The 21,867-nt window shown below is 66.3% G+C and carries 21 protein-coding genes; 16 read left to right on the top strand and 5 right to left on the bottom strand.

Annotated features, from left to right (window positions below; all coding sequences use genetic code 11):
• The 8 genes from AAGA11_07490 to AAGA11_07455 form a co-directional block, all read left to right on the top strand.
• Positions 1 to 802: CofH family radical SAM protein (locus AAGA11_07490; protein MEM9602690.1), on the top strand; the 802-nt coding region annotated here is incomplete at its 5' end.
• The gene (gene cofD / locus AAGA11_07485) at positions 799 to 1,752 is read left to right on the top strand and encodes a 2-phospho-L-lactate transferase (GenBank protein MEM9602689.1); all 954 of its coding nucleotides are present in this window, start codon (positions 799 to 801) and stop codon (positions 1,750 to 1,752) included. The genes AAGA11_07490 and cofD, both read left to right, overlap by 4 nt.
• Positions 1,749 to 2,366, top strand: coding sequence for a 2-phospho-L-lactate guanylyltransferase (gene cofC / locus AAGA11_07480; GenBank protein MEM9602688.1), 618 nt, complete (start codon positions 1,749 to 1,751; stop codon positions 2,364 to 2,366). The genes cofD and cofC overlap by 4 nt, the downstream gene beginning before the upstream one ends.
• The gene (gene cofE / locus AAGA11_07475) at positions 2,363 to 3,133 is read left to right on the top strand and encodes a coenzyme F420-0:L-glutamate ligase (GenBank protein ID MEM9602687.1); all 771 of its coding nucleotides are present in this window, start codon (positions 2,363 to 2,365) and stop codon (positions 3,131 to 3,133) included. The genes cofC and cofE overlap by 4 nt, the downstream gene beginning before the upstream one ends.
• Positions 3,130 to 3,798 carry an NADPH-dependent F420 reductase gene (gene npdG, locus AAGA11_07470; protein ID MEM9602686.1) on the top strand — a complete coding sequence of 223 codons (669 nt, stop codon included), beginning with the start codon at positions 3,130 to 3,132 and terminating at the stop codon, positions 3,796 to 3,798. Before cofE ends, npdG begins: the two co-directional genes overlap by 4 nt.
• 16 nt (positions 3,799 to 3,814) lie before the next feature.
• Positions 3,815 to 4,816 (top strand): TIGR03842 family LLM class F420-dependent oxidoreductase, encoded by a 1,002-nt coding sequence (locus AAGA11_07465; protein ID MEM9602685.1) that lies wholly within the window; start codon positions 3,815 to 3,817, stop codon positions 4,814 to 4,816.
• 86 nt (positions 4,817 to 4,902) lie between these two features.
• On the top strand, positions 4,903 to 5,814 hold the full coding sequence (locus AAGA11_07460) for a DMT family transporter (protein ID MEM9602684.1): 912 nt from the start codon (positions 4,903 to 4,905) through the stop codon (positions 5,812 to 5,814).
• Positions 5,811 to 6,329, top strand: coding sequence for a GNAT family N-acetyltransferase (locus AAGA11_07455; protein ID MEM9602683.1), 519 nt, complete (start codon positions 5,811 to 5,813; stop codon positions 6,327 to 6,329). The genes AAGA11_07460 and AAGA11_07455 overlap by 4 nt, the downstream gene beginning before the upstream one ends.
• Here AAGA11_07455 and AAGA11_07450 read toward each other — a convergent pair.
• From AAGA11_07450 to AAGA11_07440, 3 genes are all read right to left on the bottom strand, one after another.
• Positions 6,310 to 7,572, bottom strand: coding sequence for an FAD-binding oxidoreductase (locus tag AAGA11_07450; GenBank protein MEM9602682.1), 1,263 nt, complete (start codon positions 7,570 to 7,572; stop codon positions 6,310 to 6,312). The two genes, AAGA11_07455 and AAGA11_07450, sit on opposite strands and share 20 nt — an antisense overlap.
• Entirely contained in the window at positions 7,559 to 9,805 is a 2,247-nt protein-coding gene (locus AAGA11_07445) for a TRAP transporter permease (protein ID MEM9602681.1), read from the bottom strand. Before AAGA11_07445 ends, AAGA11_07450 begins: the two co-directional genes overlap by 14 nt.
• A 69-nt stretch (positions 9,806 to 9,874) precedes the next feature.
• Positions 9,875 to 10,867, bottom strand: coding sequence for a TAXI family TRAP transporter solute-binding subunit (locus AAGA11_07440; protein ID MEM9602680.1), 993 nt, complete (start codon positions 10,865 to 10,867; stop codon positions 9,875 to 9,877).
• A gap of 164 nt (positions 10,868 to 11,031) precedes the next feature.
• On the opposite strand from AAGA11_07440, the gene AAGA11_07435 reads away from it, so the two are divergent.
• From AAGA11_07435 to AAGA11_07420, 4 genes are all read left to right on the top strand, one after another.
• Positions 11,032 to 11,958 carry a LysR substrate-binding domain-containing protein gene (locus AAGA11_07435; GenBank protein ID MEM9602679.1) on the top strand — a complete coding sequence of 309 codons (927 nt, stop codon included), beginning with the start codon at positions 11,032 to 11,034 and terminating at the stop codon, positions 11,956 to 11,958.
• Between the two features lie 110 nt (positions 11,959 to 12,068).
• Entirely contained in the window at positions 12,069 to 12,440 is a 372-nt protein-coding gene (locus AAGA11_07430) for a RidA family protein (GenBank protein MEM9602678.1), read from the top strand.
• A 39-nt stretch (positions 12,441 to 12,479) separates the two neighbouring features.
• A complete protein-coding gene (locus AAGA11_07425; protein ID MEM9602677.1) occupies positions 12,480 to 13,772 on the top strand; it encodes an MFS transporter in 1,293 nt (430 codons plus the stop codon).
• A gap of 99 nt (positions 13,773 to 13,871) precedes the next feature.
• Complete coding sequence (locus tag AAGA11_07420; GenBank protein MEM9602676.1) at positions 13,872 to 14,231, top strand: MmcQ/YjbR family DNA-binding protein; 360 nt, start codon at positions 13,872 to 13,874, stop codon at positions 14,229 to 14,231.
• Between the two features lie 24 nt (positions 14,232 to 14,255).
• Here AAGA11_07420 and AAGA11_07415 read toward each other — a convergent pair whose 3' ends face one another.
• Complete coding sequence (locus tag AAGA11_07415) at positions 14,256 to 15,572, bottom strand: MmgE/PrpD family protein (GenBank protein MEM9602675.1); 1,317 nt, start codon at positions 15,570 to 15,572, stop codon at positions 14,256 to 14,258.
• A 16-nt stretch (positions 15,573 to 15,588) separates the two neighbouring features.
• Positions 15,589 to 16,734: a CaiB/BaiF CoA-transferase family protein gene (locus AAGA11_07410; GenBank protein MEM9602674.1), complete on the bottom strand. Its 1,146-nt coding sequence runs from the start codon at positions 16,732 to 16,734 to the stop codon at positions 15,589 to 15,591.
• A gap of 141 nt (positions 16,735 to 16,875) precedes the next feature.
• Here AAGA11_07410 and AAGA11_07405 point away from each other — a divergent pair, with 141 nt between their 5' ends.
• The 4 genes from AAGA11_07405 to AAGA11_07390 all read left to right on the top strand — a co-directional run bounded on the left by AAGA11_07405 (position 16,876) and on the right by AAGA11_07390 (position 21,846).
• Positions 16,876 to 17,790: a hydroxymethylglutaryl-CoA lyase gene (locus AAGA11_07405; GenBank protein ID MEM9602673.1), complete on the top strand. Its 915-nt coding sequence runs from the start codon at positions 16,876 to 16,878 to the stop codon at positions 17,788 to 17,790.
• Between the two features lie 188 nt (positions 17,791 to 17,978).
• Positions 17,979 to 19,538, top strand: coding sequence for a Re/Si-specific NAD(P)(+) transhydrogenase subunit alpha (locus AAGA11_07400; GenBank protein MEM9602672.1), 1,560 nt, complete (start codon positions 17,979 to 17,981; stop codon positions 19,536 to 19,538).
• A 10-nt stretch (positions 19,539 to 19,548) separates the two neighbouring features.
• Complete coding sequence (pntB, locus tag AAGA11_07395; GenBank protein ID MEM9602671.1) at positions 19,549 to 20,922, top strand: Re/Si-specific NAD(P)(+) transhydrogenase subunit beta; 1,374 nt, start codon at positions 19,549 to 19,551, stop codon at positions 20,920 to 20,922.
• Between the two features lie 117 nt (positions 20,923 to 21,039).
• Positions 21,040 to 21,846, top strand: a complete 807-nt coding sequence (locus AAGA11_07390) for an MBL fold metallo-hydrolase (GenBank protein ID MEM9602670.1) — start codon at positions 21,040 to 21,042, stop codon at positions 21,844 to 21,846.
• Positions 21,847 to 21,867: the final 21 nt, after the last annotated feature.

Below are 21,867 nucleotides of genomic sequence, written 5' to 3'. Positions count from 1 at the left end.
GCCGGGTATGCACATCCACGCCTTCTCGCCGTTCGAGGTCTGGTTCGGTGCAGCGAAAACCAAGCAAAGCTACAGCGACTACCTGACCGAGCTGAAGGCGTGCGGATTGGGGTCGATGCCGGGCACGGCGGCCGAGATCCTCGACAACGACGTGCGCAAACAACTGACCCGCAACAAGCTCAGTGCGGCGGCGTGGGTCGACATCATACGAACCGCGCACACCGTCGGCATACCGACCTCGGCGACCATCATGTACGGTCATGTCGACGGGCCCGAGCACTGGGCGGCACACATTGCGTTGTTGCGCGACATCCAGCGCGACACCGGTGGGTTCACCGAACTCGTGCCGCTGAGCTTCGTGCACACCGAGAGCCCGCTCTACACCAACAACCCCGAGCGGGTCAGACCGGGTCCGACGCGCGAGGAAGTCGATCTCATGCACGCGGTGTCGCGAATCATGCTGTCGGGCTACATCGACAACATCCAGGTGAGCTGGACCAAGCTTGGCGCCGAACGCGCACGCGACCTGTTGGCGAAAGGCGTCAACGATGTCGGCGGCACCTTGATGAACGAGAGCATCTCACGCGCGGCGGGCGCCGCGCACGGTCAGGAGATCACCGCGCGTGAGCTCTGCACGCTGATCCGCTCTGCCGGGCGTGTGCCGGTGCGGCGCAACACGCTGTACCAGTGCCAGGAGGTTTTTGACAACCACGACCCCGAGGCGCTAGCGCCCCTGGTGGAACGGCGGGTCAGCGTGGACCCGCTGCGCTTCCTGCGCACGGTGCCGGAGTGTTCGCTGTGACGCGGGTGGTGTTGCTCGCCGGGGGTGTCGGTGGAGCAAAAATGGCAGAGGGCTTTGCGGCGCTCGACGACGTCGAGCTCAGCATCATCGGCAACGTGGCCGATGACGAGGCATTTCATGGCCTCTGGGTGTCGCCCGACATCGACACCCTGCTGTACACGCTCTCGGGGCGCATCAATCGCGACCAGGGATGGGGCGTCGCGGACGAGGGCCGACGCGCGCTCGATGTGCTCGGTGAACTCGGTGAGGACACCTGGATGTTCCTCGGCGACCGGGATTTCGGCCTGCACATCTACCGGACGATGCGGCTGCAGCGCGGCGATCGTCCCTCGACAATCGCAGCGGACATCGCGGCGCGCTTCGGCATCGCGGCGCGCGTGCTGCTGCCGACCGACGACCGTGTGCAGACGCGGGTGCGCACGGCGGCGGGTTGGCTGAGCTTCCAGCAGTACTTTGTCCGCGAGCGTTGCGCGCCCGACGTGCTCGAGCTGGAGTACGAGGGTATCGAAGATGCAACCGCAGCACCCGACGCGCTTGCCGCTCTGGCCGCGGCGGACCTGATCGTGATCGCACCGTCGAACCCGCTGGTGAGCGTTGCCCCGATTCTGAACGTGCGCGGCATACGCGACGCGCTGCTGACGGCGAGTGCTCCGGTGATGGCCGTGTCACCCTTGATCGCCGGCAAGGTGGTAAAGGGTCCCGCCGACCGGATGTTGGCCAGCCTGGGGCACCGCGCCGACGCCCTCGGTGTGGCACGGCTGTATCACGACATCGTCCACTGCATGGTGATTGACTCTCAGGACGCACCCTTGGCATCGGACATCCGGGAGTTGGGGGTGCAGGTGCGACTGACGGATATCTTCATGCCGGACGCCGCGGCAAAGGCCCGGCTGGCGCGTGACATCCTTGCGTCACGAGCGCCGCCCGTGACGGGTGAGGGGGCCGCATGACCCGGACCTTGCTGACCGTGCCGATGAAGGCGCCCAGCGCGTCGAAAACCCGCCTGGCCGCGTGCCTGTCGCACGCCGAGCGCATCGATCTCGTGTGTCTGTTGTACCAGCGAACGCTGCAGTTTCTCGAGCGGGCCAGACCGCGGCTCAAGGCCGACCTGTCCGTGGTAACGCGCAGCGCCGTGGCAGCGGACATGGCCCGTGCACACGGGTGCTGTGTGATCGACGAGCCGCGCGGTGCCGATCTGTCCGGTGCCGTGTCGTGTGCGGCGGACTACGCCACGGCGGCGGGCTACGATCGCCTGTGTGTCTTGCCAGCGGATCTCGGAACCCCCGAAGTGGACGATCTGGTCGATCTGCTTCAATCCCCCGCTGCCGTGGCGATTTGCCCTTCCGAGGACCACGGCACCAATGCGCTGGTGGTGTCCCCGCCGCACGCGATCGCGTTTCGGTACGGTGCGCATTCGGCGCAACGGCACCTGGTCGAAGCCCGTTCACGTGGGCTGAGCGTCGATCTGAAACCGCTGAACAGCCTCGCGTACGACATCGACACGGCCGTGTGCCTCGATCGCGCCCGGGTCTGCGTGCCCGGCGTGGCACAGCTTTGCCCGTGACTGCGCTCACCCAGCTTGCCGCGGTCTCGGGTGTGCCCGACATCACCTCGGGTGATGACCTCGCGGCGATTCTGGGCGATTGCCTGGTCGAGGACGGCGGCCTCGAGCGCGGTGACATCCTGTGCCTGGCGCACAAAGTGGTCTCGAAGTGTGAGGGCAACGTCATCGATCTCGACAGCGTGACGCCATCCGAAGAAGCTTTGGTGATTGCGCGCAAGCTCAACAAACGCCCGGAAAAGGTCGAGGTGATCCTGCGTCAGTCGACACGTGTGGTGCGCCAGTTTCGGCGGCCGAGTCAGAACGAAGGCGTGATGATCTGCGAACACCGGTTGGGGCACATCTCCGCCAACGCGGCGGTCGATGAGTCAAACACCGAACCCGGCACGGTTGTTACCCTGCCGGATGACCCCGATGCGAGTGCCAAGCGGCTGGGCAAGGCGCTCGAGTCGCGCTTCGGTGTGCACATCGGCGTGGTGGTGACCGACACCTTTGGCCGCCCGTGGCGGCTGGGGCAGGTCAACGTTGCCATCGGCCTTCACCGTGTGCCCGCCAAGGTGTCGCTGGTCGGCGGTGTTGACGCGTGGGGTCGTACTCTGGCGGTCACCGAACCTGCCCTGGCCGACGAACTGGCCGCGGCATCAGGCCTGGTGATTGGCAAGGCCAGCAAGACCCCACTGGTGCGGATACGAGGCGTTAACTGGAATCCTGTCGATGACTCCCGTGCGCGGGACATCCTCAGGGCGAGCGAAGAGGACATGTTCAGATGACAATAGCGATCATTGGCGGCACCGGGCCGCAGGGCCAGGGCCTGGCGAAACGCTTTGCACGGGCCGGTGTGCCCGTGGTGTTGGGTTCGCGTGACGGTGCGCGGGCTGCCGACGTGGCTGCGAACCTGGTGGCGGCATTGCCGCCGGGGGCGGCGGCAATCACCGGCGAAGACAATGCAGGGGCGGCTCGGGCAGCGGATGAAATCGTGTTGCTTGCCGTGCCCTGGTCCGGGCACAACGCGACGCTTGAAGCGCTGCGGGCCGAGTTGACAGGCAAAATACTCGTCGACATTGTGGTGCCCTTGAAAGAGGGCGACCCGAAGAAAGTCGACATGCCCGAGGAGGGCTCGGCAACCGAGGCTGCACAAGCCTTGCTCGGCGACGACGTGCCGGTGGTGGGCGCGCTGCACAACGTCTCGGCCCACACCTTGAACGACCTCGACGCCACGCTGAACTGCGACGTGTTGGTGTGTGGCAACAAGCTGGAGCCGCGAAAGAAAGTCATGGCCTTGATCGAGTCACTCGGGGTCACCGCCTACAATGCCGGGGACGCAGAGGCGGCGCGCTGCATCGAGGCCATCACGCCCATCCTCATCCGTATCAACATCTCCAAGGCGGTGCCTTTCAGCCACGCGGGCATTCGCATTTGGGCGCCTGACCACTGAACCTGAAGGAGACATCATGGAATTCGGAATCACCTTTAAAGGCTTCTCTGAGCCGGACCGCGCGCGCAAGCTCGTCAAGCTCGCCGAGGAAGCGGGCTTCACCTATTGCTGGTTCTACGACAGCCACATTCTCTGGCGTGAAAGCTTCCCGGCGATGGCCATGTGCATGGAACACACCGAGCACATGCGCTTTGGCCCGTGCGTGACCAACCCCAACACACGTGAGTGGTCGGCAGCGGCTTCGCTCTTCGGCAGCCTGGCCAAGCAATCGGGCGGTCGCTTCGACATCGGTGTCGGACGCGGTGACAGCGCTGTGCGCGTGATGGGACGAAAGCCCGCGCTGCTCAAGAAGATGGACGAGTTCATCGACGTGGTCAAAGGGCTGGTGCGGGGTGAGGAACGCCAGTACGGCGACGTGCCCAATCCCATCCAGTTCCCCTGGGCCGATGGCTACGAATTGCCCGTCTGGGTTGCGGCCTACGGCCCCAAGGCCCTCAACAGTGCAGGCCGCATGGGTGACGGGTTGATTTTGCAGATTGCGGAGCCGGCGATCTGCAAGTGGCTGGCAGACCAGGCGATTGCCGCAGGCAAGGAGAACGGTCGCGACATGTCGGGGTACCGTGTCATGTCGGCGGCACCGGCGTTCCTGGGCGACATGGCGGCGTGTCGCGAGGCCACGCGGTGGTTTCCGGCGATGGTCGGCAACCACGTGGCCGATATCGTCGAGAAGTACGGCACCGACCGGGACGACATCCCGCCGTCGCTGACGGCGTATATCAAGGACCGCAAGGGCTACGACTACGCCAAGCACGGGCAATCGGACAACGCGTTTCTCGATTTCATCACCGACGACATCATCGACAGTTTCGCGGTGCTCGGCACGGCCGAGGATCACATCGCCAAGCTCAAGGAACTCGAGCAGGTGGGCATCACGCAGTTCAACATCTACCTCGACAACGGCGACGAAGAGAACATCATCTCGACCTACGGAAACACCGTCATTCCGGCACTCAGCTGAGGCGCACGGGTGCACCGCGCGCCGACGGATCGGAGGCCCTGCGCAGGCGCCTGCGCGGGCCACTCTTCTCGCTCGTGAGCGTGTCGATGGAGCGCAGGGCCGCCGTGGTGGGACACGCGGCGATGTTGGCCTTTTCCGCGCTGGTTGCACTGTCGTTCACGTTCGGCAGTCTGGTCGCCAACGAGATTGCGCCGAGTGTGTTGACAGCCTTGCGCTTTGTCATTGCAGCGGCGACCCTCGCGGGCGTCGGGCTGACATGCGGTGTGCGGTCTCGTTTCCGATTGTCCGAGGCCTGGTGTTGGCTGGTGATTGGTGGCCTGATGTCAGTCTACTTCATCACCATGTTCGTGGCGCTCGGACTGACAAGCTCCTTGGCAACCTCGGCGGTGTTCACGCTGACGCCGCTCATGGCCGCGGCCATCGGTTGGCTCCTCAATCGCCAGCGCGCCGACAGCCTGACCCTTGTCGCCCTCGCCATCGGGGCATTCGGCGCCCTGTGGGTGATCTTCCGAGCTGACATCGACAAGGTGTTGGCGTTTGAAGTGGGCACCGGCGAGGCGATCTTCCTGGTCGGGGCGGCTGCACACGCGGCAGTGCCCGGTGCCACGCGGCGGTTGGCACCCGGGGTGTCCTCCTACACCGCCGCACTGGGCACGGTGCTCGGCGCCCTCGTCGTGACGTCGGTGTACGCACTGCCCGAGGCGCTGCAAACCGAATTTTCGAGCCTGTCTCCTTTGGTGTGGTGGGTGGCGCTCTACCTTGGTGTGTTCACGACGGCCGGTACGTTCTACCTGATACAGGTGGCGATTCCGCGATTGAGCCCCGGCAAGGTGATGGCCTACACCTACCTGGTGCCGAGCTGGGTACTTGTCCACGGCCTGTTCCTGGGTGTACACGAGCAGGCCAGGCTGTATGTCGGCGTTCTCATCACGCTGGTCGCGTTGATTCTGTTGTTGAGTGCGGACATGCGTCGAACGCGAGAGACGGACAGCGCGTGAGCGCACCGGTTACCGTGGCGTCGGGTCGGGTGGCGTACCGGATGCGAGCGGATGATGCCCGACTCGGTGCGACGCTGGCGTTGGTTCACCACAGTTTCGCGTACATGGACGGGCGCATCGACCCGCCCTCATCGGTGCACCGGCTCGACATCGTCGCGTTGCGCACCCTGTGTGACGTCGGCGAGGTCTGGTGCATCGGAGACAGACCCGACGCCGTGGTGGTGCTGACGCCGCGGAGCGACGCGCTCTACCTGGGCAAGCTCGCGGTGGCCGATTCCCACCGCGGCCGGGGGTTCGCGCGTGACCTTGTTGAACTCGCGGGTGCCAGGGCGGCGACGCGTGGGTTCGCCTTCCTGGAGCTCGAGGTGCGCATCGAGTTGGTGGAAAATCAGACTGCCTTCAAACGACTTGGATTCGAGGTCGTTCGCGAAACAGCGCACGCAGGTTTCGACCGCCCGACCAGTGTCACGATGCGGGCCGCCGTGCCGCCGTCGCCTACGCCTCGAAACGGGTGACGCTGAACGGCGACAGGTCGGTGTTTGGCGCCGTGTTGTTGACCAGATCAGCCAGGATCTGCCCGGTCTTCGGAGCCATCATCAAGCCGTAGTGGCTGTGGCCGAAGGCCGAGTACAAGCCCGGCCGATCGGGAAACTCACCGAGCATCGGCAGGCTGTCGGGGAACGACGGCCGAGACCCCATCCAGGACGTCATGCCGTCGGTGTCGAGGTCGGGGAAAAGGCGTTTGGCAATGGTGGCCAGTTCGCGCACCCGCTTCTCGTTGCGCGGCGCGTCGCGGTCGGTGAATTCCGCCGTGCCGGCAACGCGGACGCCAGTTTCCATGGCGCTCGCGACCGCCATCATGTCGGTGTCCATGATCGAGTTGTTGACCTCGATGCCGGCGGTGGGGAATTCAACGTGGTAGCCCCGTTCGGCCTGCAGGGGCACATCCAGCCCAAGCGGTCTCAGCAGGTCGACGGACCAGGCGCCGGCGGCGACCACCACCTGCGGTGCGCACACGGTGCCTGTGTCGGTGTGCACCGACCACGTGCCGTCCGCGTTGTGCGTCAGCGCAGTCACGTCGGCCCGGTGCAGCGTCGCACCGAGTGCCATGGCCTTCTGACTCAACACCTCGCCGATCTTGCCCGGTGAGACCGCTCGTGCCTGCCCCTTGATCAACACTGCCGCCTTGAACTCGCGCGAGAGGGCGGGTTCCAGCGCGTGCAATTCGTCCGCGCCGATGCGTTCGAGCTCGGCACCGTGCTCGGCGCGGATGCGGTACCCGAGGTCGGCGGTGGACGCCTTGCGCGGATCGCGAAACGCGTGCACGTACCAACTGTCCTGCACCAGCGCCTCGTGGCCCGTGCCGGCGAGGTGCTTGCGGTAGAGGTCGACGTTGGCGTGGTTCAGTGTGTCCATCGCCGTGGCCGCTGCCGCAACCTGCTCCGCTGTCCCGTTCCTCAGAAAGCGCAGGCCCCACGGGATGAGTTTGGGCAAGTGCCGGACACGCACCGAGATCGGACCGTTTTCACGCAGCAGCATGCCAGGGATCTTTTTCCACAAGCCCGGCACAGATTGGGGAATGATCGACCAGGGCGAGATCACACCGGCGTTGCCGAATGACGTGGCCTGGCCCGGTGCTGCGCGGTCGATGAGGCGCACGGTTTTGCCGGTCTCGAGAATCGACAGCGCACAGCAGATGCCGACGATGCCGGCGCCGACGATGGTGACGTCCGAGGACGGGTGGTCAGCATTGCTCATCTGTCAGCCTGGGACGGCGTCGGGGTGCGACTTGGCCGCGTTTGGCCACTTGCCAGATCACGGCGGGCGCCAGAATCGCCAACGACACCAGGTCCGCTTGCCAACTTGGTGCAATGCACACCAGACCGGCAACCGCTGCAAGCACCCGCTCGATCGCATTCATCGGCGCGAGCCAGTAGCCCACAACGGCTGCAGACAGTGCGATGACGCCAACAATGCAACTCGTTGCAGTGTAGGAGAACTCGACGAAATCGAAGCCGGTACTGGAGACAAACAGCAGCACGGGGGCGTAGACGAACGCCATGGGTGCCACGATTTTGCCGAGGCCGAGCGTGAACGCGGAAATGCCGGTGCGAAACGGGTTGGCGTTGGCTATGGCCGCGGCGGCGTAGGCCGACGTGCAAACCGGCGGTGTGATTTCCGACACCACGCCGTAGTAGAGCACGAACATGTGACTCGCAATCGGCGGGATGCCGAGCTGGGCGAGCGCCGGCTGAGCCACCGAGACCAACATGATGTAGAGCGCTGTCGTCGGGATGCCCGCGCCCATCAGAATGCAGGCGATCGCGATGAACAACAGCGACAGAAAGAGTTGCAGGTCTTCGACCGAGATGACCTCGAGCAGGCCGCCGAACGTGACGTAGCTGAAAATGTCCGAGGCGAGCGCAGAGGCCCCGCTGGTGACCATGAAGCCGATACGAAAGCCGACACCGGTGGTGTTGATCACGCCGACCACGATGCCGACAGCCGCTGAGGCGGCACCGACGGCGAGCGCGTACTTCACGCCGAGTTCGACCGCGGCCGACATCTCGGGGATCTCGATGCGTTTCTGTGGGTTCAGCGTGCCGATGACCGAGACCGCACACAGCAGCGCCGCCATGCCGAACTCGAAGCCGCCGCCAAGGTACTTCCAGACGACGAAGGCGATGAACGCTGCGGGGTACACCAGGGTCAGTGGGCTGCGGTAGCGCGCCATGCCGACGATGATCGCGAGTGAAATCCCGCAGAACGCGGACATGAACGGGGTGTAGCCCGAGAACAGCACCACCAGCAGGCCGACCAGCGGAATGATGTTGGCCCAGCCGTCGGCCCAGACGGCCTTGAACTTCGGCAGCATGTCGCGCGAGAGGCCCTGCAGGTTCAAGCGCCGGGCCATCAGGTGCACGACGGCGAAGACGCCCACGTAGTGCAGCAGTGCCGGGAAGATCGCCGCGATCACGATCGTGGTGTACGGCACCTCGAGGAACTCCGCCATGATGAACGCCGCCGCGCCCATGATCGGTGGCGTGATCTGGCCGCCGGCGGAGGAGGCGGCCTCGACGCCGCCGGCAAAGTGGCCGGGGTAACCCAGGCGTGTCATGTTCGGGATCGTCAGCGCCCCGGTCGACACGGTGTTCGCCACCGACGAGCCCGAGATGGTGCCGAAGAAAGCCGAGGAGACGACCGACACTTTTGCCGGTCCGCCGGTGTAGCGCCCGGCGAGGATCGTGGCGTTGTCGATGAAGAGTTGGCCGAGGCCAGTGCGCTGGGCGATCACGCCGAACAGCACGAAGTGGAAGACGATCGTCGAGACCACCCAGAGGGTGACGCCGAAGATGCCTTCCTGCGGGAAATACATGCTTGACACGAAGGTGTTGAATTTCACCCCCGGGTGCTGAAGGATGCCGGGAAAATACGGCCCGAGCAGCGCGTAGGAAATGAACACGCAGATGATCGCGGGCAGCACCCAGCCGAGTGTGCGTCGCGCGAGGTCGAGCACCAGCACGATGATCACGACACCGAAGAACACGTCGTAGCCGTTCGGGTTGCCCATGCGGAAGGTCTGCTCGTCGATGCCGAGCCACGCGATTCCGCGCCAGGCGAGGCCAACATAGAGCGAGGCGAGCACGCCGAAGGCCATCAGCGCAAGATCGTAAACCGGGATATTGCCGACGCGCCAGGCGCTGGCCCTGAGGGCAAACGCGTTTTTCGTCTTGAAGATCGGGAACAGCGCGTACGTCAGAATGAAGAGCCCGGTCAGGTGGTACCCCATGTGCCAATGGTCTGCGGGCAGGCCAAAACCGGCGGTGATGTAGTGGTAGACACCGAACACGATGGCGACCGCGCGCAACACCATGGCGGTCCGTGCGCCCACGGCACGGGTGGCCGATCCCTCGTCATACTTCTCTTCTATCGCTGCCAGCTCTTCGGCAGTCAACTCATGTGAGTTCTCGGCGGATGTGCTGTCCGACATGGAGCGTGTTCTCTGTATCGGGGACGGAAAAACCGGCTGGCATTGCGCCAGCCGGTTGCTGGGGCGTGGTTACATCAAGCCGGCTTCTTTGTAGAACTTTGCCGCACCGTCGTGCAGCGGCACGCCGAGTGCCTCGACGCCGTCGAGTGCGGTGTCAGGGGTGATCTGCTTACCCTTGGCGTGGCCGTTGTCGAGCAGCTTGCGGGTGTTGCTGTTCCACAGGGCCTTGGTGATGCCGTAGACCAGCTCTTCGCTGAGGTCCGAAGAAACAACAAGCATGGCACTCACGGCCGGTGTCATGATATCTGCATCGACACCCTCGTACACGCCGCCCGGAATCTTCGAGGGGATGTAGGCGGGGATGATGCCGTTGATCTTGGCGAGGTCGTCCTCGCTGAAGGAGTGCAGGCTCATGCCCTTGGTCGAGGCGAGTTGCACCATGGCAGCGACCGGCCAGCCCGCGGCGTAGAAGTAGGCATCGAGCTGTCCGTCGGCCAGACGCTCGGCGCTCTGGCTGTTGTTGAGCTCGGCTTCGTCCATGTTGTCGCGCGTGACACCCCAGGCTTCGAGCATCTGCAGCACGGCCACCTGGGTGCCCGAGCCGGCCTGTGCGATGCCGACGCGCTTGTCGGCGAGGTCACCGAGGTTGTCGATGCTCGCGCCCTTGGGCATCACCAGGTGCAGGTCTTCAGGGTAGAGGTTGGCGACGATGCGCAACTTCGGGTGAGCCTTGCCCTCGAACTTGCCCTCGCCGAGGTACATCGAGCGGGTGACGTCCGCGGCCGCGAGGCCCGCTTCGAGTTCCCCGTTCTGCACGGCGGCGTTGTTGAACACCGAGGCGGTGGTGGACTGCGCGATCGCGATCAGGCCGGGCACGCCGCACTGGCCGCCCTTGTCGCAGGGGCGCGAGCCCGGCGGTGCCGAGATGCCGTTGGCGATGGTGCCGCCGATCGGGAAGTAGGTGCCGCCGGCGCCGCCGGTGCCGATGCGGAAGAAGGTCGGGTCCGCCGCGTGTGACGCGGTGCTCGCGATCAACGCACCGCCCAGCGCGATCGCGCCCATGACTGTCTTTACGGTTTTCACTGCTTGGTTCTCCTGTGGAAAGGCATCACGTGAAGCCACTGTCCGGCAACCGCGCCGGAAGACCACAGGGTAGGGCGCTGATAATATCAATGCAAATTGTAATAATCTTTATATCTATAGGATTTTCTGATGTTTATTCCCGTATGAAAATCAACCACATGCAGGCCTTTCATGAACTGATGCTGACGGGCTCGGTGTCGGAAGCCGCACGCAACCTGAACCGAAGCCAACCGGCGGTCAGCGCCCTGATCGCGGGCCTCGAGGCCGAATTCGGCATGAAACTGTTCGAGCGCCGCAACGGCCGGCTGCACCCGGTGCCCGAGGCGCACTACCTCAAGGAGGAGTGTTCGGAGCTGCTTGGCCGCATCGACCAGTTGCGCAAGAACATGCAGGGCATCAAGGCCCTCAAGGGCGGGCGGCTGGACATCGTCTGCATGCCGGGCCCCTCGGTGTTCCTGCTGCCGCACATGGTCGCCGATTTCGCGCTGGAAAAACCCGACATGGAGTGCAGCCTGATCTCGCGCAGCTCCGAGGCGGTGTTCCAACTGGTCGCAGCGCAGCAGTACGACCTCGGTCTGGCTGACCACGCCGTCGGCAAGGTGGACAGCACGTCGCTGGTGTCCGAGCGCGTGTTTCACTTCACCTGCATCTGCGCGATTCCCAAGGGCGACCCACTGGCGGCCAAGCGCGTGATCAAGCCGCAGGACCTCGACGGCAAGCCGCTGGCGACCCTGTACAAGGGGCACGAGATTCACACCAACACCCGGCGGGTGTTCAACGACACTGGTTGCCGACTGAACATCAAGTTCACGACGCAGTATTTCATCCCGTTGCTGACCTACGTCGAGAAGCGTGTCGCCTACGCGATTGTCGACCCCATCGCGGTCGAGAGTTACCGGCTGAACCGTGGCGACGACGCGGGCCTGGTTTTCCGCCCGTTCAAGCCGGTGGTGGGTTACCGCGTGTCGGTGTTGACCCCGGACTACCGCCCGGCGTCGCGCTTGATGCAATCGTTCCAATCCACCCTGCTCGAGAGAATGACCGCGCTGGGCGGTGTCCGTGGCAAATGAGTGACGCGTGCGTGGCGGTGGCCTGCCCCCGGGCCGTTGCCCACAGGGCGACGAGCGTGATCGGTTCCGGTACAGTCACCCGCTCACACCAGCGACTTCGAACGCGTGCCGTGACACGTGAACCCATCGTCCGCCGCCAGGCGGGGTACCCGGCCGGCCGCAGCCAGGCATCGGCCTACCGCGACCTGATCTGGGCCGTTGCGACCGCCGATGCGGACACGGGCGACATTCGACAGCAGGCCGAAGAGGCCTTGGCGCAACTGGACGTCAACCTGGCCGCGCTCGGGTCGCATAAGTCGCGTCTGGTCTCGGTGCAAGTCTTCCTCGCAGACATCACCGACAAACCGGCTTTCGACGCGGTCTGGGGTCCCTGGATCGGATCCGACCCCGGTTGCTGGCCCCAGCGGGCCTGCGTCGGCGTGCAGCTCGGTGGGGCGTGGCGCGTCGAGATCACCGCGGTCGCGGTGTGTGACGCGGCCTGACGGCTCGGTGTCGGTGCGTCGCGCGCAGGGGGGCAACGGGTGCGGCTGAGCGCGGGCGCGCTGGTCGCCTACGCCACGCCGGCACTGGGCCTCGCGGCGCTCCTGTTCACGGTGCAGTTCTTCTTCCTCAAATACGGCGCGGAAGTGCTGCTGTTGTCGCCGGCGACGGTCGGCGCCCTGATGGCCGTGGCCAAACTCTGGGATGCGGTGTCCGACCCGGTGATCGGGGCGGCGAGCGACCGCTACCGTGGCGCAGGCGGTCGCCGACGGCCTTTCATGTGGTGGTCGCTGCCGGTCATGGGCGTGGGGTTTCTCGCGCTCTGGGCGATACCCGTGGACGTCGCGCCGTCGCTCAAGCTGGCGCTGGCCCTCGCAGCCCTGTTGGTGTTCTTCACCGGTTTCAGCCTGCACTCGGTGCCGCACGTGTCATTCGGCGTGGAGTTGTCGCCACAGCGCCACCAGCGCGTGCGCGCTTTCGGGGCCCGTCACGTGTTTTGGACGGTCGGCCTCTTCGCCGCCTTTGCCGTCGTCCAGCTTGGCAGTGGCCTGGATCAGCCGGCGGTGTTGGCCTTGATGGGGGCGGTGGTGGTCGCCGCGGTGCTGCTGTGCGCGGTGACGCCGGCGCTGCTCAGGACAACCGAGGCCGTCGGTGAGGCGCACAGTGCGCCGATTGTCGCGGGCTACCGTGCGGTGTTTCACCAGCCTGGCACCGTGACGGTGTTGCTGGTGTGGTTCATCGAGAACCTCGGCGCCGGCGTGGTCGGTGGGCTCGCGCCGTTCTACGCCGATTACGTGTTGGAACGGCCTGAACTGGTCGGCGTTTTGCCCGCCGTGTATGCGTTTGCGGGCATCGCCTCGGTGCCGCTCTGGATCGCGCTGTCGCGCGTCTGGGGCAAGAAAGCGACGTGGCTTGCGGCGATGGTGCTCGGGGCGGTCGGCTTTGCACTGACCTACCTCTCGCTCACGTCGGTGCCGCTGCTGTATCTCGCGCTGGTGCTCGCGGGTGCCTCGATGGGCTGCGGTGGGGTGATGGCCATCGCCGTCATGGGGGATCTCGTTGACGCGCTTGAGCAGCGCAGTGGCATCCGTCAGGAGGGCGCGTTCACTGGCGTGCTCAACCTCGGACTGAAAGTTGGCATCGCGTTGTCGGTCGCGTTGGGCGGTGCCGTGCTCTCGCTGCTCGGCTTCGAGGCGAACCAGATCCAGACCGTCGAGACCCGCGACGGTATCCGGCTCTTTTTTGCGGCCTTCCCCGCAGTGGCCTTTCTGATCGCCGCTGCTGTCTTTGCCCGCTACCCCGAACCGACACGCCCGCGCGACCGGCAAGGTTGAGGCCGCCGACACTGCTGTAGCGGCCGTCGGTGGTATGGTCAGTACGTGTCGCCGTCCGCGTGTCTTTGCGGCTGGCTGTCAACTTCAGGTACCGGTGCCATGACCCCAGAGCGCTTCAACGCCTTTTGTGCCCGCTTGACCGCGACGTCGCACGTCGTGCAGTGGGGCGGTGCGGATGTCTGGAAGGTGGCTGGCAAGGTGTTCGCGGTCGGTGGCTGGGACACCGACCGCGGACCGGCCTTCACCTTCAAGACTTCGGTCTCCGATTTCCACTTTCTCAGCGAAGAGCCCGGGTACCGTCCCGCCCCGTATTTCGCCAGCCGGGGCATGAGCTGGATTCAGTGCGTGGACGCGGCGTCGCTGCCCGCCGGTGAACTCGAGGACTACCTGGTGGCCTCGCACCGGCTGGTTGCGGCAGGGTTGAGCCGCAAGGCCCGGGCTGAGCACGGCCTCGACTGATCCCGGGCCCCGACAGCACGGCGGTCAGCGGTTGAGCGCACCCGGCAGCGCGCGGAGTGGCTCGTCGCGCGGTTCTGTGACGTGCTGCCACAGCGTGGCGGCGCGTTCCGCGCCGACGACGCTTGCCGCTTTCGCGCGCACCCGACCCTCTCGCGCCGGTGTGTCGGCGAGGAAGTCGCTGTCGAGCAGGTCGGCTGTTGCGGTGTTTGAGCGGCCCCGTGCATGCACCGTCACGTCGGCCGCAGTCTCGGCGACGGCGCTGTCGAATTCGATCACCACCTTGTCCCGTAAGCCGACCACGGCTGGGTCGTGGCACAGCGCATCGGTGTAGGTATCGAGGCGGGCGGTGTCGTGGCCGCAGAGCGTCGCCGCGGCGAGCAGCCGGTAGCTGAACTTGGCGCCGAGCCCGGTGTCGGGGGCCAGCTGGTTGCACACGTGCTGAAACGCAGGCGTGACACGCACGGTGACCGCGTCTACGTCTGCCGGATCGATGGGTTGGCCTGCGCAGAGGGACAGCAGCGCATCGATCATCGCGTGTGTGCCGTGGCAACAGGCGTGGAACTTGTGGGTCACATCCTCAAAGCGGAACGCCGTCGACAGGCCATCGAAGGCGGTGGCATCGGCGTCGCCCCGGTGGGTATCGGACAAACCCTGGTGGGCGGCCAACGCGTCCGGTGCCGGCACTACGCCGTGCAGGGCGAGCCGCGCGGCCTCGACGCCGTTGCTCGCCGCGAGCCCGGCGTGCCAGGGCTTGGCCATGCTGCCGAACTGGGTACGCAAGCCGGATGCGCGTGAGGCGACCAGGGAAAGGGCATTGGCCACCTGGGCGGGCGCGAGGCCGAGCAGGCGCGCAGCGGCAACCGTGGCACCGACGCTGCCGGCCGTGCCGGTGATGTGAAACCCGGCGGCGTAGTGGCCGCGACCCAGCCAGCGGCCGACCCGCGTTACGGTTTCGAGCCCGACCACGAGCGCCTCGAGCAGCGCGGTGTCCGACGCCTGCGTGGCCTCTGCGACGGCCAGGGCCGCCGGAATCACCGCGACCGACGGGTGCCCGATGTAGTCGAAGTGGGTGTCGTCGTAGTCGAGCGCGTGGGACACCGTGCCGTTCACCAGCGCCGCCGAGGTCGCCGGCATGGCGAGGGTGCTGCCGATGGCGGAGGACTCGGGTGTGCCGCCGTTCTGTGCCACGTAGGCGCGCACCGCCGCGGCCACGGGTTCGTCACGGCCGGCGAGCGAGACGACGCACCAGTCGAACAGCGACAGCAACGTGATCCGGTGCATGCGCTCGGTCGGCTGGGCGGGTGCGAGGGCGAAGTCGACGAGGGTGTCGGTGACGGACATGGCAAGCGGTCCGGGTTCAGGGTGGGTCGCCGTGGGTGGCGGGGGGGAATTCGGCGCGGATGCGGTCACCGTGTTCGTCGGCTTGCGGCACCGCCGTGTGCGGTCCTTGTGCGCTCGGGACCGGCAGTGCTGCCATCGCAATCTCGACCCCGTTGTGCACCGCGGTCAACTCGCGCAACTGGGGGTGATCGGAGAGCTCGGAGACACTGTTGAGCCGCGCGTTGGCGATGCGCGCGGCGTCCAGGCGTTGCAGCACGGTTTCGCGCGGCAGCGACGCAAAGGCCGTGTTCACGGTCGCATCCAGGCTGGCGCGGTTGGCGTAACGGTCGGGGTTGTCGCGGTAGCGTGGGTCGTCGATCAGCTCCGGCTGTTCGAGCACCTGCTCGCAGAATGCGGCCCATTCGCGGTTGCTCTGGATCGACAACAGCACCGGTTCACCGCGTGCGCAGGTGAACGCACCGTAGGGGGCAATGAAACTGTGTTGCAAGCCGGTGCGTTGCGGCGCCCCGCCGCCGTAGCGGTGGGCGAGCAGTGGCATGTTCATCCAGTCGGCCATGACGTCGAACATCGAGATCGAAATCTCGCAGCCGCGGCCGGTGCGGTGCCGTTGCAGCAGGGCGCGCAATACGGCCGAGAACGCCGTGAGCCCGGTGGACAGGTCCGTCAGCGAGACCCCGACCCGGCTCGGTTGCTCGGGCGTCCCGGTCACGCTGCACACGCCGCTCTCGCCCTGCACGAGTGCGTCGTAGGCCTTGCGCTCGGCGGCGCTGCCGGTCTCGCCGTAGCCGGTGATCCGGACGCAGACGAGACCGGGGTTGGCGTGTTGCAGGGTGGCGGTGTCGAGGCCGAGACGGTCGACTGCGCCAGGCGCGAGGTTGCTGAGAAAAACGTCGGCGCGTGCGAGCAGGCGGGTCATCAGCGCCCGGTCGTCGCTGTTTCGCAAGTCCAGAGCGATCGATTCCTTGCCGCGGTTGAGCCAGGCGAACACCGTGCTCTGGCCGGCCGCGCCGGCGTCGTAGCCCCGGGCGAAATCGCCCTCGGGCCGCTCCACCTTGATCACGCGCGCGCCGGCGTCGGCCAGCAGCAAGCCGGCGTAGGGCGCGGCGACCGCCTGCTCCAGGGAGACGACCAGGGTGCCTTCGAGCTCGTTGTGAAGCGGCATGGCAGGCCTCGGGAATCGCGAACCCGGCAAAGGGTGGCATGCCGGGCGCGTCGGGGCCAGTCCGGGCTACGTGGTCCCGGGTGTGCGGTGGTAGGGTACCGGGTGGGGATGCGATGCCCTTGTCACCAACGGGTCACAACGATGACAACAGCGTGTGTTCGTGAGGTCGGCCTGCGGGACGGCCTGCAACTGACCGCCACCCGACTCGACACCGAGACCAAGCTCGAGTGGATTCGCCGCCAGGCGGCAGCGGGTTTTCGCGAGATCGAAGTCACGTCGTTTGTGCCGCCGAAACTGCTGCCGCAGTTTGCCGACGCCGCGGAGGTGGTCGCCGGCGCCAACGCCGTGGCCGACCTGACCGCAGTGTCGTTGGTGCTGAATCTCAAGGGCGCGGAGCGGGCGATCGCCGCGGGCGCCAGGCACCTGACCTACGTGGTGTCGGCGTCCGAGGCACACAGCCAGTCCAACGTGCGTTGCAGCACAGACGAGGCGGTCGCACGCTTCCCGGACATCGTCGCGCTGTCGCGCGAGCACGGCGCTTTTGTCGGTGCGGCGATCTCCACCTCGTTCGGCTGCAGCCTGCAGGGCCATGTCGCGCCGGAGCAGGTGTTGGCGATCGTCGCCGAGCTCAGCCGCATGGGCGCAGGCGAAATCACGCTGGCCGACACGGTGGGTTACGCGAGCCCGACCGCGGTGTCCGCGCTGTTCACGGCGGCCGCGGGGCAGACAGACGGCCCGCTCGCGGCGCATTTTCACGACACGCGCGGGCTCGGACTCGCCAACGTGGTCGCGGCGGCCGATGCCGGGGTGCGCCACTTTGATGCGTCGCTCGGTGGCCTCGGCGGCTGCCCCTTTGCGCCGGGTGCGAGCGGCAACATTGCCACCGAAGACTGTGTGTACCTGCTCGAGAACCTCGGCCTGGCCACGGGTGTCGACATCGACGCGATGCTCGCGGTGCGCAACCAGCTCGACCGCTGGCTGCCCGGCGAGACGCTGTACGGCAAGCTGGCGTTGGCCGGTCCGGCACGCACCTTTGCGGTCGCAGCCGCCGGCTGAGCACCCGCGCAGTGGCACTTTAGTGCCGGTTCTACGTGGTAGCCCACGCCTGAAAACGGCGCGCTGTTCTGCGATACTTGGGGATTGCGCTGACAACCGCGCCGGAGTGCCCGGGCTGCGGTCCAGCGCGTCGGCGCGTGCCCTGTGCGTGACGGCGCCCCCCGCCAGATTCACCCGACGAGGTTGTTATGAAACTCGGTGCGTTGAGAGAAACCGCTGACGGCGAGCAACGCGTTGCGCTCACCCCGGACAGCGCCAGGCAGTTGCAGAAGCTCGGTCACGACTGCGTGATCGAGAGCGGCGCCGGCGCCGCCGCGCGGTTTGCGGACGACGCCTACCGGGAGGCCGGTGTCGAGGTTGTCAATTCGGCCGACGCGGTCTTGAACGCCGCCGACATCATCGCCCGCGTACGCGCGCCCTCGCTGGCCGAGGTCGAGGCCATGCCGGAGGGCAAGCAGCTCATCGGTTTTCTCGCGCCGGCCCAGTCGCCCGAGTTGCTCGAGGCGCTTCGGGTCAAGCGCACCAGCGCCATCGCCATGGAGATGGTGCCGCGGATCAGCCGCGCGCAGAAAATGGACGCCCTGTCGTCCATGGCGAACATCGCCGGGTACCGCGCGGTCATCGAGGCAGGCAACCAGTTCGGCCGTTTCTTCACCGGCCAGATCACCGCGGCGGGCAAGGTCCCGCCCGCCCAGGTGTTGGTGATCGGGGCCGGGGTTGCAGGCCTTGCCGCCATCGGCACCGCGCAGTCGCTCGGCGCGGTGGTCAAGGCCTTCGATGTGCGCCCCGAGGTCGCCGAGCAGATCGAGTCCATGGGCGCCGAGTTCGTCTTCCTCGACTTCGAGGAGGACGGTGGCGGGGAGGGCGGCTACGCCGCACCGTCCTCGCCCGAGTTCCGCGAGAAGCAGCTCGCCTGCTTCCGCGAGCTGGCACCCGAGATCGACATCGTCATCACCACTGCGTTGATCCCCGGGCGCGCCGCGCCCAAGCTCTGGCTCGACGACATGGTCGCGGCCATGAAACCCGGCTCGGTGGTCGTCGACCTCGCGGCCGAGATGGGCGGCAACTGCGACCTCACCGTCGCCGGCGAGATCGTCGAATCGGCCAACGGCGTGCGCGTGGTCGGGTACACCGATTTCCCGAGCCGCATGGCAACCCAGGCGTCGAGCCTCTACGCGACCAACATCCGCCACATGATGGCCGACCTCACGCCGGAGAAGGACGGCAAGGTCGTCTGGGACATGGACGACGACGTCATCCGCACCGCCACGGTGACCCACGGCGGCGAGCTGAGCTTTCCGCCCCCGCCGCTCAAGGTGGCGGCGCAGGCCAAACCGCAACCGAAGAAAGCCGAACCCACGCCCGAGGAGATCAAGGCCGCCGAACTCGCCGCCGAGCGGGCGCGCGGCAAGCAGCAGATTCAGCTGCTGTGCGCGGGCGGGGCCCTGATGTGGCTGATCGGTGCCTACGCACCCGCGAGCTTCATGCAGCACTTCATTGTCTTCGTGCTGTCCTGCTTCGTCGGCTTCCAGGTGATCTGGAATGTGTCGCACTCGTTGCACACGCCGCTCATGGCCGTGACCAACGCGATCTCCGGGATCGTCATTGTCGGGGCTTTGCTGCAGGTCGGGTCGCCTTCTGGGCTTGTGACCTTTCTCGCCGCCGTGTCGGTGTTGATCGCGACGATCAATATCGTCGGCGGATTCATGGTCACGCGCCGCATGCTGGCGATGTTTCAGAAGAGCTGAGGAGAGCGAGATGGGTTCTGGATTGGTTACCGCAGCCTACATCGCGGCAAGTGTGCTCTTTATTCTCAGCCTCGGCGGCCTGAGCAACCAGGAGAGCGCCAAGCGCGCCGTCTGGTTCGGCATTGTCGGCATGGCGATCGCGGTGCTCGCGACCGTTGGCTCCGAAGCGGTCACGGGCCTTGGCTGGATCATCCCGATGATGGTCATCGGTGCGGGCATCGGCACGGTCGTCGCGCAGCGCGTCGAGATGACCGGCATGCCGCAGCTCGTCGCGGCATTGCACAGTTTTGTCGGTCTGGCCGCCGTCTTCATCGGCATCAACTCCGAGATTGCGCCGCCCCCCGGGCTCAGCGATGTTGAGAAGACAATCCACGAGGTCGAGATCTTCCTCGGCGTGTTCATCGGCGCGATCACCTTCACCGGCTCGATCGTCGCCTACGGCAAGCTCGCAGGCAGTATCGACGGCAAGCCGCTGACCCTGCCCGGCCGCCATGCGCTCAACCTCGGCATGCTGATCGCCTGCCTGGCACTCGGTGCGTTGTTCCTGAACCACGCCGGCATCTGGACCTTGATCCTCATGACGCTGATCGCTTTCGTGATCGGTGCGCACCTCGTCATGGCGATCGGCGGCGCCGACATGCCGGTGGTGGTGTCGATGCTCAACAGCTATTCCGGCTGGGCGGCAGCGGCGACCGGTTTCATGCTCGGCAACGACCTGCTGATCGTCACCGGCGCGCTCGTCGGTTCGTCGGGCGCGATCCTCTCGTACATCATGTGCAAGGCGATGAACCGCAATTTCGTCTCGGTGATCCTGGGCGGTTTCGGCGGCAGTGCCGGGCCTGCGATGGAGATCGACGGCGAGCAGATCGCGATCGACGCCGGTGGTGTGGCCGCGGCGCTCGAGGACGCCGACAGCGTGATCATCGTGCCGGGCTACGGTATGGCCGTGGCGCAGGCGCAGCAATCGATCTCCGAACTGACTCGCCGCCTGCGCGCCCAGGGCAAGTCGGTGCGCTTTGCCATCCACCCGGTGGCCGGGCGCCTGCCGGGTCACATGAACGTGCTGCTGGCCGAGGCCAAGGTGCCGTACGACATCGTGCTCGAGATGGACGAGATCAACGACGACTTTCCGGACACCGACGTCGTCATGGTCGTGGGGTCCAACGACACCGTGAACCCGGGGGCACAGGACGACCCGAACAGCCCCATCGCCGGCATGCCGGTGCTGGAGGTCTGGAAGGCCAAACAGGTGTTCGTCTCCAAGCGCGGTTCGGGCGCGGGCTATTCCGGCGCGGAGAACCCGCTGTTCTTCAAAGACAACACGCGAATGTTCTACGGCGATGCGAAAGCCTCGGTCGACGCCCTGCTGCAGCAGATCAGCTGATCGGTTGCGCGCGGTGACACCACGTCGAGGGAACGCACAGACCGGCCGGAGATGGGCGTTGCCGACGCGGATCTGCGGGTTGAACGCCACCCGTGAAACCACGGAGCAGGGCAGGACGTGACAGCGCTTCGATTCACCTTGCTCGGTACCGGATCGTCGGGCGGCGTGCCGCGCATTGGCAACGACTGGGGCGCTTGCGACCCGACCGAGCCGCGCAACCGCCGTCGCCGCTGCGCGCTGCTGATGACACGCGAGGCCGACGACGGTGCCCGCACCACCGTGCTCGTCGACGCCGGCTGCGACATGCGCGAACAGCTCATCGATGCGCGGGTCGAGCGACTCGACGGCGTGGTCATCACGCACGCCCACGCCGACCACATCTTCGGTCTCGACGACCTGCGCCAGGTCAAGATCCGCATGCGCGAGTGCGTTGACGTCTACCTCGATGACGCCACGTCGGAGCGTGTGATGCAGGCGTTCGACTACTGCTTTCGCCAGCCCGAGGGCAGCAGCTACCCGCCGATCTGCATCGAGCACCGGATCGAAGCGGACAACCCCTTCGAGGTCGACGGCGCCGGCGGGCCGCTGTCCATTCGGCCTTTGCAGGTCGAGCACGGTGACATCCACGCTCTCGGGGTGCGGGTCGGCGACTTCGCCTACGTGCCCGACATCAAGACCGTCCTGCGCGCGTCGAGTCGCGCGGCGTTGAGCGGGCTCGAGGTGCTGGTGCTCGACGCCCTGCGCCGCGCGCCGCACCCGAGCCACCTCAACGTCGAGGAGGCCCTGGCTCTGATCGACGAGCTGCGCCCGCGGCGCACGGTGCTGACGAACATGCACACCGACCTCGATTACGCAACGCTCTCGGCCGAGCTGCCCGACGGCATCGAGGTGGGCTTCGACGGGCTCGAGATCGTGCTGAGCTAATCGGCCGGCTGGATGGCGAGA

The sequence above is a fragment of the Pseudomonadota bacterium genome, from assembly GCA_039196715.1.
In the GTDB taxonomy this organism is placed as follows: domain Bacteria; phylum Pseudomonadota; class Gammaproteobacteria; order CALCKW01; family CALCKW01; genus CALCKW01.
Note: the sequence above shows the minus strand (reverse complement) of the source record. Positions and strands in the feature narration are given on the sequence as shown.

Bases quoted from the DNA above. Each gene is read 5' to 3' on its own strand.
- cofC (MEM9602688.1), top strand. From the start codon at position 1,749: ATGACCCGGACCTTGCTGACCGTGCCGATGAAGGCGCCCAGCGCGTCG.
- npdG (MEM9602686.1), top strand. From the start codon at position 3,130: ATGACAATAGCGATCATTGGCGGCACCGGGCCGCAGGGCCAGGGCCTG.
- AAGA11_07465 (MEM9602685.1), top strand. From the start codon at position 3,815: ATGGAATTCGGAATCACCTTTAAAGGCTTCTCTGAGCCGGACCGCGCG.
- AAGA11_07460 (MEM9602684.1), top strand. From the start codon at position 4,903: ATGGAGCGCAGGGCCGCCGTGGTGGGACACGCGGCGATGTTGGCCTTT.
- AAGA11_07450 (MEM9602682.1), bottom strand. From the start codon at position 7,572: ATGAGCAATGCTGACCACCCGTCCTCGGACGTCACCATCGTCGGCGCC.
- AAGA11_07445 (MEM9602681.1), bottom strand. From the start codon at position 9,805: ATGTCGGACAGCACATCCGCCGAGAACTCACATGAGTTGACTGCCGAA.
- AAGA11_07440 (MEM9602680.1), bottom strand. From the start codon at position 10,867: ATGGGCGCGATCGCGCTGGGCGGTGCGTTGATCGCGAGCACCGCGTCA.
- AAGA11_07435 (MEM9602679.1), top strand. From the start codon at position 11,032: ATGAAAATCAACCACATGCAGGCCTTTCATGAACTGATGCTGACGGGC.
- AAGA11_07420 (MEM9602676.1), top strand. From the start codon at position 13,872: ATGACCCCAGAGCGCTTCAACGCCTTTTGTGCCCGCTTGACCGCGACG.
- AAGA11_07415 (MEM9602675.1), bottom strand. From the start codon at position 15,572: ATGTCCGTCACCGACACCCTCGTCGACTTCGCCCTCGCACCCGCCCAG.
- AAGA11_07410 (MEM9602674.1), bottom strand. From the start codon at position 16,734: ATGCCGCTTCACAACGAGCTCGAAGGCACCCTGGTCGTCTCCCTGGAG.
- AAGA11_07405 (MEM9602673.1), top strand. From the start codon at position 16,876: ATGACAACAGCGTGTGTTCGTGAGGTCGGCCTGCGGGACGGCCTGCAA.
- AAGA11_07400 (MEM9602672.1), top strand. From the start codon at position 17,979: ATGAAACTCGGTGCGTTGAGAGAAACCGCTGACGGCGAGCAACGCGTT.
- pntB (MEM9602671.1), top strand. From the start codon at position 19,549: ATGGGTTCTGGATTGGTTACCGCAGCCTACATCGCGGCAAGTGTGCTC.